This is a genomic window from Streptomyces sp. B3I8 (assembly GCF_030816915.1).
Taxonomy (GTDB): domain Bacteria; phylum Actinomycetota; class Actinomycetes; order Streptomycetales; family Streptomycetaceae; genus Streptomyces.
In genome coordinates, this window is record NZ_JAUSYN010000001.1 from 56931 (window position 1) to 70079 (window position 13149).

10 protein-coding genes and 1 pseudogene are annotated in these 13149 nt (G+C 71.5%); 4 read left to right on the forward strand and 7 right to left on the reverse strand.

Annotated features, from left to right (window positions below; genetic code table 11):
- Nucleotides 1-8 precede the first annotated feature (8 nt).
- From QFZ64_RS00305 to QFZ64_RS00320, 4 genes are read right to left on the reverse strand one after another with little or no spacing between them, the layout of a single operon-like run.
- A complete protein-coding gene (locus QFZ64_RS00305) occupies nucleotides 9-1160 on the reverse strand; it encodes an XdhC family protein (protein WP_307061062.1) in 1152 nt (383 codons plus the stop codon).
- Nucleotides 1157-3370 (reverse strand): xanthine dehydrogenase family protein molybdopterin-binding subunit, encoded by a 2214-nt coding sequence (locus QFZ64_RS00310; protein ID WP_307061064.1) that lies wholly within the window; start codon nucleotides 3368-3370, stop codon nucleotides 1157-1159. The genes QFZ64_RS00305 and QFZ64_RS00310 overlap by 4 nt, the downstream gene beginning before the upstream one ends.
- Nucleotides 3370-4350, reverse strand: a complete 981-nt coding sequence (locus tag QFZ64_RS00315) for a xanthine dehydrogenase family protein subunit M (RefSeq protein WP_307061066.1) — start codon at nucleotides 4348-4350, stop codon at nucleotides 3370-3372. The genes QFZ64_RS00310 and QFZ64_RS00315 overlap by 1 nt, the downstream gene beginning before the upstream one ends.
- Nucleotides 4347-4970 (reverse strand): (2Fe-2S)-binding protein, encoded by a 624-nt coding sequence (locus QFZ64_RS00320; protein ID WP_307061068.1) that lies wholly within the window; start codon nucleotides 4968-4970, stop codon nucleotides 4347-4349. Before QFZ64_RS00320 ends, QFZ64_RS00315 begins: the two co-directional genes overlap by 4 nt.
- A 225-nt stretch (nucleotides 4971-5195) precedes the next feature.
- Here QFZ64_RS00320 and QFZ64_RS00325 point away from each other — a divergent pair, with 225 nt between their 5' ends.
- Both QFZ64_RS00325 and QFZ64_RS00330 read left to right on the forward strand, forming a co-directional pair.
- Nucleotides 5196-5963, forward strand: coding sequence for a TetR/AcrR family transcriptional regulator (locus QFZ64_RS00325; RefSeq protein WP_307061724.1), 768 nt, complete (start codon nucleotides 5196-5198; stop codon nucleotides 5961-5963).
- A 333-nt stretch (nucleotides 5964-6296) separates the two neighbouring features.
- The gene (locus QFZ64_RS00330) at nucleotides 6297-7136 is read left to right on the forward strand and encodes an IS5 family transposase (protein WP_373430527.1); all 840 of its coding nucleotides are present in this window, start codon (nucleotides 6297-6299) and stop codon (nucleotides 7134-7136) included.
- Here QFZ64_RS00330 and QFZ64_RS00335 read toward each other — a convergent pair.
- The 3 genes and pseudogenes from QFZ64_RS00335 to QFZ64_RS00345 all read right to left on the reverse strand — a co-directional run bounded on the left by QFZ64_RS00335 (nucleotide 7084) and on the right by QFZ64_RS00345 (nucleotide 9365).
- The gene (locus QFZ64_RS00335) at nucleotides 7084-7623 is read right to left on the reverse strand and encodes a hypothetical protein (protein ID WP_307061072.1); all 540 of its coding nucleotides are present in this window, start codon (nucleotides 7621-7623) and stop codon (nucleotides 7084-7086) included. The two genes, QFZ64_RS00330 and QFZ64_RS00335, sit on opposite strands and share 53 nt — an antisense overlap.
- A 126-nt stretch (nucleotides 7624-7749) precedes the next feature.
- Nucleotides 7750-8353, reverse strand: a pseudogene (locus QFZ64_RS00340) (transposase family protein); the annotation flags it as partial.
- 208 nt (nucleotides 8354-8561) lie between these two features.
- Nucleotides 8562-9365, reverse strand: coding sequence for a nuclear transport factor 2 family protein (locus QFZ64_RS00345; protein WP_307061076.1), 804 nt, complete (start codon nucleotides 9363-9365; stop codon nucleotides 8562-8564).
- A gap of 42 nt (nucleotides 9366-9407) precedes the next feature.
- On the opposite strand from QFZ64_RS00345, the gene QFZ64_RS00350 reads away from it, so the two are divergent.
- Both QFZ64_RS00350 and QFZ64_RS00355 read left to right on the forward strand, forming a co-directional pair.
- A complete protein-coding gene (locus QFZ64_RS00350; protein ID WP_307061078.1) occupies nucleotides 9408-11690 on the forward strand; it encodes a helix-turn-helix domain-containing protein in 2283 nt (760 codons plus the stop codon).
- 135 nt (nucleotides 11691-11825) lie between these two features.
- Complete coding sequence (locus tag QFZ64_RS00355; protein WP_307061080.1) at nucleotides 11826-13106, forward strand: nucleotide disphospho-sugar-binding domain-containing protein; 1281 nt, start codon at nucleotides 11826-11828, stop codon at nucleotides 13104-13106.
- The last annotated feature ends 43 nt before the right edge of the window (nucleotides 13107-13149 follow it).

Here is a 13149-nt window from a genome sequence, read left to right on the forward strand (position 1 = left end):
CAGTCGGCTCAGCCCGCCGCCACCTGGGACACCACCGGCGCCGGAGCCAGCCGGTGGATGGCTCCCTCGGTCTCCGAGAGCCGGGCGCCTGTGCTGACATGGAGGTGGAGGAGGATCTCGGCGGCGATCGACAGCGCCGTCTCCGCTGGCTCGGCGCCGCCCAGGTCGAGACCGGCGGGAGAGCAGAGCCGGGCCAGTTGATCGTCCCGTACGCCTGCGGCCCGTAGCGACGCCTTGCGTTGCCCGGCGGTCCGGCGGGAGCCCAGGGCGCCGACGTACGCGAGGTCCATCTGCAACGCGGCCTGCAGCAAGGGCACGTCGAACTTGGGGTCGTGGGTGAGGGAGACGACCACGGTGCCGGGGCCGGGCCGCCCCGCCGCCGCCTCGGCGGCCAGGTGCCGGTGGGGCCAGTCCACCACGACCTCATCGGCGTCCGGGAAGCGCTCGGGGGTGATGAACACGGGCCGCGCGTCGCACACCGTCACCCGGTAACCGAGCAGCGCGCCCTGGCGGGTGAGGGCCGAGGCGAACTCGGTGGCACCGTAGACCATCATGCGGGGCGGGGGAGCCAGGCAGTTGACGAACACCCGTGGGGCGGTCCCGGCGCGCAACGTGTGGGAGCGCCTCTGCGTGAGCAGGTGTCGGGCCGTTTCCGCTACTTCGGCGTCGAGGATGGCGTCACCGGTGGATCCGGTGGTGCCGTTGGAGCAGTACACCAGGTGGGTTCCTGCAGGTACGGACCCGTGCGGCTCCACGACCGTGGCCACGGCTACGGCGTCCCCCGCCCGCAGGCGCTCCATGACAAGGCCCAATTCGGGGAAGGACTGCCGGTCGACCCGTTCGACGAGCACCTCGATGGTTCCGCCGCAGGTCAAGCCGATCGCCCCGGCGTCGTTGTCGCTCACCGCGTAGCGTTCGAGGACCGGTACGCCGTCCCGTATGGCCTGCTGCGCCAGGTCGTACACGGCGCCTTCCACGCAGCCGCCCGACACACTGCCGGTGACGGTGCCGTCCGAGGCGCAGATCATGAGGGCTCCGGGTTGGCGCGGGGCCGAGCCGTACGCCGAGACAACGGTGGCGAGGCCGCACGGTGTGCCCGCCGCCCACAAGCGGTGGAGCCGCTCCCACATGTCGTTGACCGGGCTCCTCATGTCGTTCATCGGGCTCCACCCTCCTCTTCGATGAGCTTGTCCTGGGTGATGGGCAGGTCGCGGATGCGGCGGCCAGTGGCGTGGTAGACGGCGTTGCCGATGGCGGCGGTCATCCCGGTCATCGGTGTCTCCCCGAACCCGCGTGCGCCGAGGGCGTCGAGGTTAGCCAGGTCGGGCTTGTCCACGAAGCCCATGCGGATCTCGTCGATATCGGCGTTGACCGGCACCAGGTAGCCCGACAGGTTCGGGTTGACGATTCGCCCCAGGTGCTGGTCGACCAGGGTGTGCTCGGACAGGGTGAAACCGACGGCCCAGACAGCGCCGCCGATGCCCTGGCTGCGCAGGGTCCTGCGGTTCAGCACCCGGCCGGCGTCGAAGTACCCGTACATGCGGGTGACGCGGACCTGTCCGAGCCGGGGGTTGACCCGTACTTCCGCGAAGCAGGCGCCGGTGGAGTAACCGGGCGGGATGAAGACGGGGTTGGCGGTGGCCTCGACGGGTTCGCCATGCCGGGTCACGACCGCGCGGACGGTGTCGCGGCGTGTGCGCCGGTCGGTGTCGTAGAGGACTCCGTCCTCGACGGTGATCCGGTCGGCCGGGACGCCGCGCAGGGGGGAGCGGGTGTCCGCGACGGCGATGTCGATCAGTGCCCGGCGGGCCGTGGTGCAGGCCCGGTTGACGGCGGCGCCGACCCCGGGAACGGTGGCGGAAGCGGCGGAGACGAACGCGAACGGGTAAGCGGTGTCCCCGAGTTGGAAGTCCACGTCGTCGACGTCCAGGCCGAGGCTCTCCGCGGCCACTTGGGACATGACGGTGTACGTGCCGGTTCCGATGTCGTGGGTGGCGACCTGGACCACCGCTTGCCCGTCGGCGGAGATCATGACGCGGGCCCCGGCCCCCGGCCGTCCGCCGGCCGTGTGCCCGGCGGTCGCCATGCCCCAGCCGATCAGGGTGTCCCCGTCGCGCATCGACCGCGGGCGCGGATCGCGCCGGTGCCAGCCGAAGGCGTCAGCACCACGGCGGTAGCACTCCTCCAGGTGTTTGCTGCCGAACGGGGCGCCGTCCTCCTCGGGGTTGTCCGCGGCGTAATTGCGCAGCCGTAGTTCGATGGGGTCCATGCCCAGTTCGTAGCTCAGCTCGTCGAGTGCCGTTTCCAGGCCGTGGGAGGCGACGGCCTCCGGTGACCGCATCATGCTCGGCGCGGGCAGGTGCAGCGCCACCGCCTGCTGTGTCACCCGCACATGGGGGCAGGTGTACAACATGCGGGTGGGCTCGCTGGTGTTGAACAGCAAATCCTCGGTACGACCGACCTGGGAGGTGGTGACGTGCTCGATGGCGGTGAGCGTGCCGTCCCGCTTCGCTCCGATCCGCAGCCGCTGGTGGGTCTCCGGGCGGTGGCCGTTGGACGTGTAGGCGTGGGCGCGGGAGAGCACCAGTTTGACCGGGCGCCGCAGCTCGCGGGCGATGGCGGCGGTGATCAGGGTGTGCGGCCACACCGGGCCCTTGGCGCCGAAGCCTCCGCCCAGGAACCGGGACAGCACCCGCACGTTGGCGGGAGGCACTCCCAGCGCCGCGGCCACGGTGGCCTTGGTGGCGTTGATGCCCTGCGCCGTTTCGTAGATCGTCAGCTTCTCGCCGTCCCATACGGCGGTCGTGGCGGAGGGTTCGAGGGCGTTGTGGTGGTGCATGGGCGTCGTATAGCTGACGTCGATGCGTACGTCCGCCTGCGCCAGGCCCGACACGGGGTCGCCGCGGGTGACGTCATTGGGGCCTTTCAGACCCGACGTGGGCACGAAGGCCTCGTCCATGGCCGCGGCCAGGTCGGCCTGAGGCGTGCTGGTGTCGTAGGAGACATCGACGAGTGACGCGGCGTGTCGGGCCTGCTCGGGAGTCTGGGCCACGACGTAGGCCACCGGCTGGCCGCTGTGGTGGATGTCCGCGTTCTGGAGGGGGATGACCCGCTTCCAGTACACCGTTCCCTGCTCCGTGGGCACGGCTAGCCGGGGCATGTTCTCGTGGGTGTAGACGGCGACCACACCGGGTGAGCGCTCGGCGTTCCGCACGTTGATGCCAATGATGCGGGCGTTGGCGACCGTGCTCAGCACGAGGAAGCCGTGCAGGGCCCCGCGGACTTCGATGTCCGCGGTGTAGGTGGCCGCACCGGTCACCTTGGCGCGCCCGTCGACCCGGGCGAGAGGGCTGCCGACGATCGGGCTCATTACCGTCCTCCGAGATCTTCGAGAACGTCGGCCAGGGCACGCTGCACCAGCTCGACCTTGAACGCGTTGTGCTCGCGAGGCTGAGCGCCCTCGACCAGGGCCCGCCTGGCCGCCGCGATGGTGGCCTGGTTCAGGGGGCGCCCGCGCAGGGCGTCCTCGACCTCGGGTGAACGCCACGGCCTGGTGGCGATGCCGCCGAAGGCGAGCCGGACGTCACGAACCGTCCCCCGCTCCCGGGTGAGGGCGGCGGCCACGGAGACCACGGCGAACTCGAAGGTGGCCCGGTCGCGCAGCTTGAGGTAGCGGGAGTCGGCCGCCAGGCGGCTCTGCGGTATCTCGACGCCGGTGATGAGTTCGCCGTGCCGCAGCGCGGTCTCCCGGTGCGGGGTGGAGCCGGGCAAGCGGTAGAAGTCCTGGAGCGGGAGGGAGCGGCGGCCGTCCGGGCCGAGGGTGAGGACGGTGGCGTCCAGGGCGGTCAGGGCCACGGCCAGGTCGGATGGATGGACGGCGATGCAGTGCTCGCTGCCGCCGTGGATGGCGTGCCAGCGGTTCTGCCCGGTGATCGCGGGGCAGCCGCTGCCGGGTTCGCGCTTGTTGCAGGCGCTGCCGACGTCGCGGAAGTACCAGCAGCGGGTGCGCTGCATCAGATTGCCGCCGATGGTGGCCCTGTTGCGGATCTGCGGGGACGCGGAGGCGAGCAGGGCTTCGGAGAGTACGGGGAAGCGCTCCCGGACCACCGGGTGCTCGGCTACGTCCCCCATGCGGGCCGTGGCACCGATCCGCAGTCGGCCCTGGCCGACGCCGATGCCCGACAGGTCGAGACCGCTCACGTCGACGACGAGGTCCGGGGTGAGGACGCCGTCCTTCATCAGGTTCGTCAGTTCGGTCCCGCCCCCGATGAACGCGCCACCGGGATGGCCCGCGACCAGGCCGACGGCGTCGGCGGGGCGCGACGCACGCGCGTACTCGAAGAGCTTCACTTCACTTGTCCCTTCGCGGCGTCCCGTACGGCGTCGACGATGTTCGGGTAACAGCCGCAGCGGCACAGGTTGCCGCTCATCCACTCGCGGACTTCGGTGTCCGATCCGGCGTGGCCCTCCCGGATGCAGGCGACGGCTGACATGATCTGCCCGGAGGTGCAGAACCCGCACTGGAAGGCGTCGCGCCGGATGAACGCCTCCTGCACCGGGTGCAGTTCGTCCCCTCGGGCCAGGCCCTCGATCGTGGTGATCTCCCGTCCGTCCTCCATGACGGCGAGCGTCATGCACGACTTGACCCGCTGCCCGTCGATGAGGACGGTGCAGGCGCCGCACTCACCGCGGTCACAGCCCTTCTTCGTCCCGGTCAGCCCGACCCGCTCGCGCAGCGCGTCCAGCAGGGTGACCCGGGACTCGACCGTGACGTGGCGCTCCACGCCGTTGACACGGAGGGTCACGTCGGCCGTCGAGGCGGGGGAGGGCAGCGCGGTCCCCGCGCCGGCGGCGACCGTGGTGATGCCGCCCGACGCGGCCACGGCGACCGCGCCTACCGCGCCGGCCTTGAGCACGCTGCGGCGGCTGTGTTCGTCGGCTGAGTGGTCGTGCTCGTCAGTGTCGGACATACGTCTGGGTCTCCTAGCGGAAGGGTGACGGGCGGGAGAAGGGGATGCGGTGGCGCGTCGGGGGACCCGGGCCGGGCACGGGAAGGCGCCGTCCAGGGTCCGCGGGGAAGCCCAACTTGGCGCTGACCAGCGGGTGTTCCCGCAGAGAATCACTGCTTACGAGTTAACTGTATCGACGATAACACAGCAGTGATGTCGGTCAAGCGTTATCATCGATCCGTGACGATGACGCTCCCCGATCCCCACCAGCCACGCGAGCGCATCCTCCGGGCAGCGGCGGACCTGCTCGCGCGTGGCGGACGCGAGGCGGTCTCCACCCGCTCGGTCAGCGCCGCCGCGAGCGTGCAGGCACAGACGATCTACCGGCATTTCGGAGACATGCAGGGGCTGCTGGACGCGGTGGCCCGCCAGGGCTACGCCTCCTACCTGGCCGCCAAGCGGGAGAACCTCATCACCGGTGACCCCGTCGAGCAACTGCGGCGCGGCTGGTCCCTGCACGTGGCCTTCGGGCTCGCCAACCCGGCTGTCTACCGGCTGCTCAACACCGACGCGCGTCCCGGCGCCGGGGACGCGGCGAACGGTGAGGCCGGCAGCCTGCTCCGGCAGCTCGTCACCCGGGTCGCCGAGGCCGGACGGCTGCGCGTCGGCGTCGAAGAGGCGGCGACGATGATCCACGCGGCGGGCGTCGGCGTCACGCTCACGCTCATCAAGGCCGACGCCGCCGGCCGCCTCGCCGACCACGAGGGCCTGTCGGAACGCACCCGCGAGGCCGTGTTCGCGGCACTCGTCACGGACCTGGACGACACCCCGCCCGAGGGCACGTGTGCCGCGCGCTGCGCCCGGCACGCCGTCGCCCTCAAGGCCCTGCTCGACGACGGGGAGCGCCCCTTCACCGCGGGGGAGTACACCCTGCTGGGCGAGTGGCTCACGAGGCTCGCCACCGCGGCGGCGGACGGTGAGGAAAGCGACTCCCCTGCCGCGTCCGACAGTTGACCCCCACTTCCGGACCTCCCTGTGTCGCTGGCCGAATGCCGATGGCCGAGCCGGGCGGGTCCCGCCTCGGCCACGCACTCCCGCCTCGCCGGTCAGACGGGCTGACCGGCGAGGCGGACGGTCAAGGAACTCAGCCGTCGCCGGGGTCGGGTGCGGGGTCGGGCGTTTTGCCGCCGGAGTCGGTTCGGGCGTTGCGGGGGCCTGCAGTGCGTCGGCTTGTGGGGTTGCGTCGGGAGGGCAGGCTTACCACGGCGCATGTGAGGTCGGCGGCGGATGTGCTGGGAGTGCGGGAGCGTGCGGTGTGGCGGTGGCTGGCTGCGGCGGAACGCGATGATGGCGCGGGTGTGGCGCCGGGGGAGCGGGCCAGCAGTCACGGGAGGTTCACGGTCACTGAGGAGATCCGGGCTCTGCTGGGGCTTGGTGCCGGCCTGGCTGGAGGGCCGGGGTGGGCAGCCCGAGGGCTACTGCCACCGACAGATGCTGGACGCGATCCGCTGCCTGGTCGCGGGCGGGATCTCCTGGCGGGCGATGCCCGCGGACTTCCCCGCCTGGGGCCGGGTCTACGCCTTCTTCCGCCGCTGGCGCGAGCACGGGCTGATCACCGAATTCCCTGACCGGCTGCGCGGACGGGTGCATGAGCGGGAGGGCCGCGAGGCCGAGCCCACGGCCGGGATCATCGATGCGCAGTCGGTGAAGGCCGCGGCCTTGGTGCCGTCCGTCTCACGCGGCTGCGACGGCGGGAAGAAGGTGGGCGGCCGCAAACGGCACATCGTGACCGACACCCTCGGCCTGCTCCTGGTCGCCGCGGTGACTGCCGCGAACATCGGCGACCGGGATGCTGCGACGGGCCTGCTCGGGAGGCTGCGCCGCCTGCACCGCGGCATCACCCTGGTCCGGGCCGATGGCGGCTACACCGGCGGCCTCGTCGACTGGTGCCGGGACAAACTCGCCCTGACCTTGGAGATCGTCAAGCGCACCGACGACATGACGGGATTTGTGGTGCTGCCCAGGCGCTGGGTGGCAGAGCGCACGTTCGCGTGGCTGGTGCATTCGCGCCGCCTGGGCCGGGACTACGAGACGTTGCCGGCCAGCAGCGAGGCGATGATCCGGTGGTCGATGGTCACGCGGATGAGCCGTCACCTGGCACGGCCACAGGCCGCCGACCGACAGTGAAGGCCCCCGACGCCTCCTGCACGAGCCACCCGCGCTCCGCCAGGCGCCCGGCCTTCGAACGCACCCCCTCGACCTTCGCCGACGTCGTCTGAAGGCCCAGCCCCACCGCGATCTCTCTGGCCTTGAGCGGTCCCTGGCCCGCCGGCTGCCGCTCATCGAGCACGCCCAGGATCCGCTGGTAGTCCGGCGCCAGCACCGTCACCGGCAAGCCTTCGCGCCAAGGCGGCACGATCGAGCCCGGCACCGGCGCAGGCGAGGGCGAGGGCAAGGGCACGATTTCCTGCTCCGCCTCGGTGACGGCAGTCGTCTCGGCGGCGGACACGGCCAAGGCCTCGACCAGTTCCTCCCGCGTGATCACCCGCCGGTCCAGCTCGATCTCAGCGGCCTCCAACACCGCAGCCAACCGGGCGACTTCCTCCCGAAGCCCTTCCACCCGCACACGGGCCGCTGTCTCCCGCTCCTCCAGGCTTCCCAGAACCGACGCCATCGCGCACCCCTTGCTCATGGAACGGAAACAAGACGCCGGATCCCTCCCTCATTCGAAGCTGCACCATGTCTGACCAGCAGAAATCAAGCGATCATGTTCGGTTGGGATACGGCTTCTGACTGAGCGCTTCGGTCTTGCGACGCCCCGTTCGACCGGTGCTCGTGCCGCTGACAGTGCCCGGTTCGTCGTGCGCTGGGTCGGTATGAGTTCCTGGCGGGGCGGGGGTCGGATTGGTGTGGTCACCCAGGGGCCGGCTCCGGTGTGGGCGCGGTCGGCGAGGACAGGGACGCCCTGGCGTTCGCAGATTCGGATGATCTCGGGGGTGCGGGCTGCGGTGAGGTCGGGGGTGCGGCCGGGCAGCGCGGGTGAGATCCACAGCAGCCTGCCCGCGGGATCGGTCACGACCTGCACGTTCACGCCGTGACGGCGGTGTTTGTAAGAGTAGTCGGCCCAGCTGTCGCCGACCCGGTCGCACTCGGCGAGCGCGCCGTCGAGGAGGACGTGTTCGGGATCGGTCTCCCGCAGCACCCGCAGCAGGCCGGGGCGCCCGCTTGGACAGGTGGTTGATGACGGCGGTGACGTAGGCGTGAGCGGTGCCGACCGAGATCCCGAAGCCGGCCGCGATCCGAGCCAGGGTGTCGTGTCGGCGCAGGTACACCAGGCCGCCCAAGGCACGCTGGTGCGGCGGGAGCTTGCAGCGGCGGTCACCCTCGCGGGTGACGATGAGCATGGTGACCCACTCGACCAGGGCGTGAGGCAGATCGAGTACGGCTCGATGGACAACCGACGAGGCTCCCGCGCCGGCGGGTTGAGACGTAGAACACCTCCTCCAACGGCACGGGAGCCTCGTGCGTTGCGGGACACCAGCCCGTCACCCGATCAGTGGTCACGCTGAAAGAGCTCAGTGATCGCTGTCACCAATCTTGTGGAGAAAACGGTTAGGCCAGCGCCGCGGCCAGGTGGGTCAGCGATGCGTCGAGTTCGTCGGCGGCTACGACCGGCAGTCGCATCAGGTGTGCCGGGTGTGTGACCGCCGCCCAGTCGTAGGTCTGGGTCACCTCGGTGCGGCCGTCGTCGGTCGGGGTGAGCTTCCAGGTGAAGCGGTACCCGGGCGGGCGCTGTCCGGGCTGTCCGGGGGCCCAGCCGATGATCCGGTTCTCGGTGAAGGCGACGACACGGTTCTCGATCCGGTGGTCGCCGTGCTCCTCGCTGTGCATGGCCATGATGAAGGTGTCGCCTACAGCGGCGAGCGGCTGGGAGGTTTCGGCGTGCCGCAGTCGGCCGGTGCTGTCGAGTTCGGGGTGGCGGCGGGGGTCGCGGAGGACGGCGAAGATCCGTTCGGCCGGTGCGTTCAGTACCTGGGAGACGGTGGTGTGGGTCGGGCCCTCCATGGTGACCGGGTCGGGGTAGAACCGGGCCCATGCGATCCGTTCGTCGCGGGTGGTGAGGATGACCGGACCGCGCAGCAGGACCGTCGCCCCGGTCGGGGCGGTGCCTCGATACTCCCACTCCGACCACAATTCGTCGCCGTTCTGGGCGTGGCGCAGGATCTCGACGTGGAGGTCGGGCAGCCCGGCCAGGATCTTCGTCCAGTTCGCGGCGACCTCGCCGGAACCGATGAATCCTTCGGCCGGTCGCAGAGGTCGTTCGGCGACGTAGTCCTCGGTGAAACAGCCGGCGATCCGTTCCGGGACGTGGGAGTTGATCGCGTCGCGCAGTGACTGAAGAGCCTGGGGGAGCATGGCGTGGATCTCCTAGCGGTGGTTCGTCCTGTCATGTCGATCATGAACACGGAGGTGCTGCCCGACAACCGGACACTGCCGGGACACCGTCCGGACAGCCGTCCGGACCTGGCGGGCATAATCGACATCGTGAACGATTCAGCGGGACCGGCACGGAAGACGATCAGCTTCGCGACGCTCTTACGGGATTTGCGGGAGGCCAGATCGCTGACCCAGCACGAGTTGGCCGCCGCCGCCAGGGTGTCCGTCGACGCGGTCAGCGCGCTGGAACGCGGGCGACGGACCCAGCCCCAGCCGCACACCGTGCGGGCGCTGGCCACGGCGCTGCAGCTCCGCGACGCCGACCGCATGGCGCTGCTGTCCACCCTGGGCCGGGCCGGGGACGCGGCGCTCGAAATGCCGTCCCGCAAGCTGACGCCCCGCATGCCGTCGCCGCCGAGCGTCGAGGTGGTCGGCCGTGACGACGAGGTCGCGGAGATCGTCGCCGCCCTGGGCACCACGCCGGGCCGGCTGGTGACGCTCACCGGTCCGGGCGGGGTGGGCAAGACCACCGTCGCCCTCGTAGCCGCTGATGTGATGGCCGCCGAGCGCCCGGGCGCCGTCTACTTCGCCGACCTCACCGACGTCACCGAACCCGACGACGCCCTCGCGGCCGTGGCCCACGCGGCGGCCTGCGCCGCCGACACCGTGACCAGACTCGCGGAGCATCTTGCCGGGACGTCGGCCCTGCTCGTGCTCGACAACCTGGAGCGCGTCACGGCCTGCGGCCCCCACCTGGCCGAGCTGCTCATGGCCTCCCCCGACACGGTGATCCTGGCCACGAGCCGGGTCCCGCTGCGCGTACGCCGGGAACGTGAGGTGCGTATCGCCGCGCTCGGTCCGAGGGCGGCGGAGAGGCTCTTCGGCGAGCGGCTGGCCGCCACAGGGGCACCGCCCATGGGGAGGGCAGACGACAGTGCCGTCGCGCAGCTGTGCCGACAGGCCGACGGGCTGCCCCTGGCCATCGAACTTCTGGCCGCCGCAGCGGCCCGACTGGGGCCGCGGGCGCTGCTTGAGCGGATCGACGCGCTCACGGAACTGCCCGTGGCCGGCCCACAGGACCTGCCGGCGCGGCAACGCACCATGGCGGCCACCGTGGAGTGGAGCTGCCAGATGCTCGGCCCCGCGGCCCAACGCCTGCTCCCCCGGCTTGCCATGGTGCCGGGCAGCTTCTCCCTCGACACCGTCGACGCGATCGCCGCGCCGGACGCGGCGGATGCGGTGGGGGCGCTCGCCGAGCTGATCGAGCACTCCCTGGTGGCTCGCGCCGACGGCACGGGGCCGGTCACGCGGTACCGGCTGCTGGAACCGGTCCGCCGGCACGCCGTCGAGACCCTCGAACCAGCCGACCGGGAACACGTCCGTCGGGGCGTGGCCCGATGGGCCCTGCGGGCGGGACGCGAGCACGGTGCGCGGATCCGGGGCCGCGGCGACATGACGGCGGTCGAGCGGGTCGAGACCGACCGCCATGTGCTGCGGCTCGGCTTCGACCACCTCGTCGACACCGGCCAGTACGACGCCGCCGCCGAGCTGCTGTGGTCGGTGTGGCTGCCGCTGTGGATGACCGGGCACACCCACGAAGCCCTCGCCTGGACCAACCGCCTGTACGAGGACGACCTGAGCGAACATGGGCGGGCCCGCTGGCTGGTGGCGCGCGCCGGGTCCCATCGCGTGGCCGCGGATCTGTTCACCACCGCAGAGCGGGCGATGCGCCTTGCCGAGCGGATCGACGACTCCTCGCTGGCCGCGGAAGCAGCGATCTTCGCGTCGGCGGCGGCGCTGCGCCTGGAGGACTTCGACGGTTCACAGACTCTGCTGGCCAGGGCAGAGGTCCTGATGAAGAAGCGCCTTGATGTGGAGCGCGGTGTGTGGGCGGCCGTGCACGTGCCGATCGGCTACGGCGACGGTGCGCTGTTGCGCGGCGACCGGGCCGCGGCAGCGCGGCACTGGCGGGCCGCGGCGGACACGGCGCGAAAGCTGGGCAGTGACTTCTCGGTCCCAGCGGTCCTCGCGGAGTGCGCGCAGGCCGCCCGCAGCGAAGGACGCCTGGACGACGCCGCCGTGATGCTCGCGGCCGCCGCCGAACTCTCCCCCCAGCAGGACGAGCGGCCGCGGACACACTTGGCGTGCGTGGCCGCAGCCGTGGCCGCCGACCTTGGTGACGTGGCATCAGCGCAATGGTGGGAGGGGGTGGCAGGCTCGGAACCAGCGCCGGACTCCGACCAACTCGGCGAACGGTTCCGGGAACTTGTCCGGCGTGCCGAGACCGTTTCCGGGCGGGACTGAGCCCGGCCGTCCGCCCGTACCGGCGCTGTCCGGTCGATGTCCGGTGGTTTCCCCCGAGCGAGGGGGCCAGGATCGGGTTCATCGGGTCGGCCGCCCCTGCGGGCCGACCTCCGTCGACCCCGAGGAAGCTCCCCCATGACAGCCGCCCCCATCGTGCTCGCCGCGACCCCACTCACCGGTCACGTCCGGCCGATCCTGAACCTTGCCCGTCACCTCGTCGCGGCCGGACGACAGGTCACGGTCGTCAGCGGCAGCCGGTTCGCGCGGCAGGCCGACGCAGCGGGAGCGGCGTTCGTCCCGCTGGCCGGACCGGCCGACTTCGACGACCGCCGCCTCGGTGAGCTGCAGCCGTGGCTGCACGAGCTGCCGCCGGGCCCGGCCTTCTTGGAGGCCATGTTCGGCTGGTTCACCGACATGGCACCAACGCAGAACGCCGTGCTGCAGGAGGTGCTGGCACAGCAGCCGGACGCCGCCGTCATCCACGAGGCCGCCTTCTACGGAACGTGGCCGCAGCTGCTGGGCGCACCCGGGATCCGGCCACGGCGCACCGTCGGCCTCGGGATCTTCCCTCTGACCCTCAGCGGGGCCGAGCTGACCATGATGGGGCCTCCTGCCCCGCGCGCCGGGCTCGACGTGCGCAGAGCGGCTGCGGCGTTCAACGCCGAACTCGCCGCGCAGCTCGCCGGCGCCACCGCGCACGCCCAGCACGTCATGGCGGGGCTGGGCGCGACGGCCACACTGCCCGTGATCAGTGACGCGCAGGTCCTGCTGCCCGACGTGTTTGCTCAGCTCACCGTCCCGTCCTTCGAGTACCCCCGGATCGATGCGCCGCCGGCGCTGCGGCTGGTCGGGGCCCTGCCGCCCGAACCGCCCACCGCATGGGAGCCGCCCTCGTGGTGGCCCGAGCTGTCGCAGCGCCGGGTCGTCGCGCTCACCCAGGGCACGGTGGCCAATCACGACCTGACCGATCTCGTCCAACCGACGCTCGACGCGCTCGCCGACGAAGACGTGCTCGTCGTAGCCGGGCTCGGCGGCCGAAAGATCGCCCCCGGCGACCTGCGCGTGCCGTCGAACGCACGCGTCGAGTCGTTCATCCCGTTCGACGCGCTGTTCCCACTGGTCGACGTCGTGGTCACCAACGGCGGATACGGCGGCGTACAGCTCGCCCTGCACCACGGCGTGCCGCTCGTCGTGGCAGGCGGCAGCGAGGACAAGCCCGCTGTGGCCGCCCGGGTCGCGGACTTCGGAGTCGGTGTCGACCTGCGCACCGGACGACCCGAAACCGCCGCGGTCGGAAAGGCCGTCCGGCAGGTGCTTGACGAGCCGGCATTCCGACGCCGGGCGCAGGACCTGAGCGCGGAGTACCGGTCCGCAGACCCAGTGCGCGCCGTTCTCGACATCATCGACGGCGCGTGACCTCTCCGCCCACGACCGTCCGTTGCGGCTCAGCCGGCCTCGT

Coding starts and splice junctions, on each gene's coding strand:
- QFZ64_RS00305 (WP_307061062.1), bottom strand. CDS start 1,160: ATGAACGACATGAGGAGCCCGGTCAACGACATGTGGGAGCGGCTCCAC.
- QFZ64_RS00310 (WP_307061064.1), bottom strand. CDS start 3,370: ATGAGCCCGATCGTCGGCAGCCCTCTCGCCCGGGTCGACGGGCGCGCC.
- QFZ64_RS00320 (WP_307061068.1), bottom strand. CDS start 4,970: ATGTCCGACACTGACGAGCACGACCACTCAGCCGACGAACACAGCCGC.
- QFZ64_RS00325 (WP_307061724.1), top strand. CDS start 5,196: ATGACGCTCCCCGATCCCCACCAGCCACGCGAGCGCATCCTCCGGGCA.
- QFZ64_RS00330 (WP_373430527.1), top strand. CDS start 6,297: ATGGCGCGGGTGTGGCGCCGGGGGAGCGGGCCAGCAGTCACGGGAGGT.
- QFZ64_RS00335 (WP_307061072.1), bottom strand. CDS start 7,623: ATGGCGTCGGTTCTGGGAAGCCTGGAGGAGCGGGAGACAGCGGCCCGT.
- QFZ64_RS00345 (WP_307061076.1), bottom strand. CDS start 9,365: ATGCTCCCCCAGGCTCTTCAGTCACTGCGCGACGCGATCAACTCCCAC.
- QFZ64_RS00350 (WP_307061078.1), top strand. CDS start 9,408: ATGAACACGGAGGTGCTGCCCGACAACCGGACACTGCCGGGACACCGT.
- QFZ64_RS00355 (WP_307061080.1), top strand. CDS start 11,826: ATGACAGCCGCCCCCATCGTGCTCGCCGCGACCCCACTCACCGGTCAC.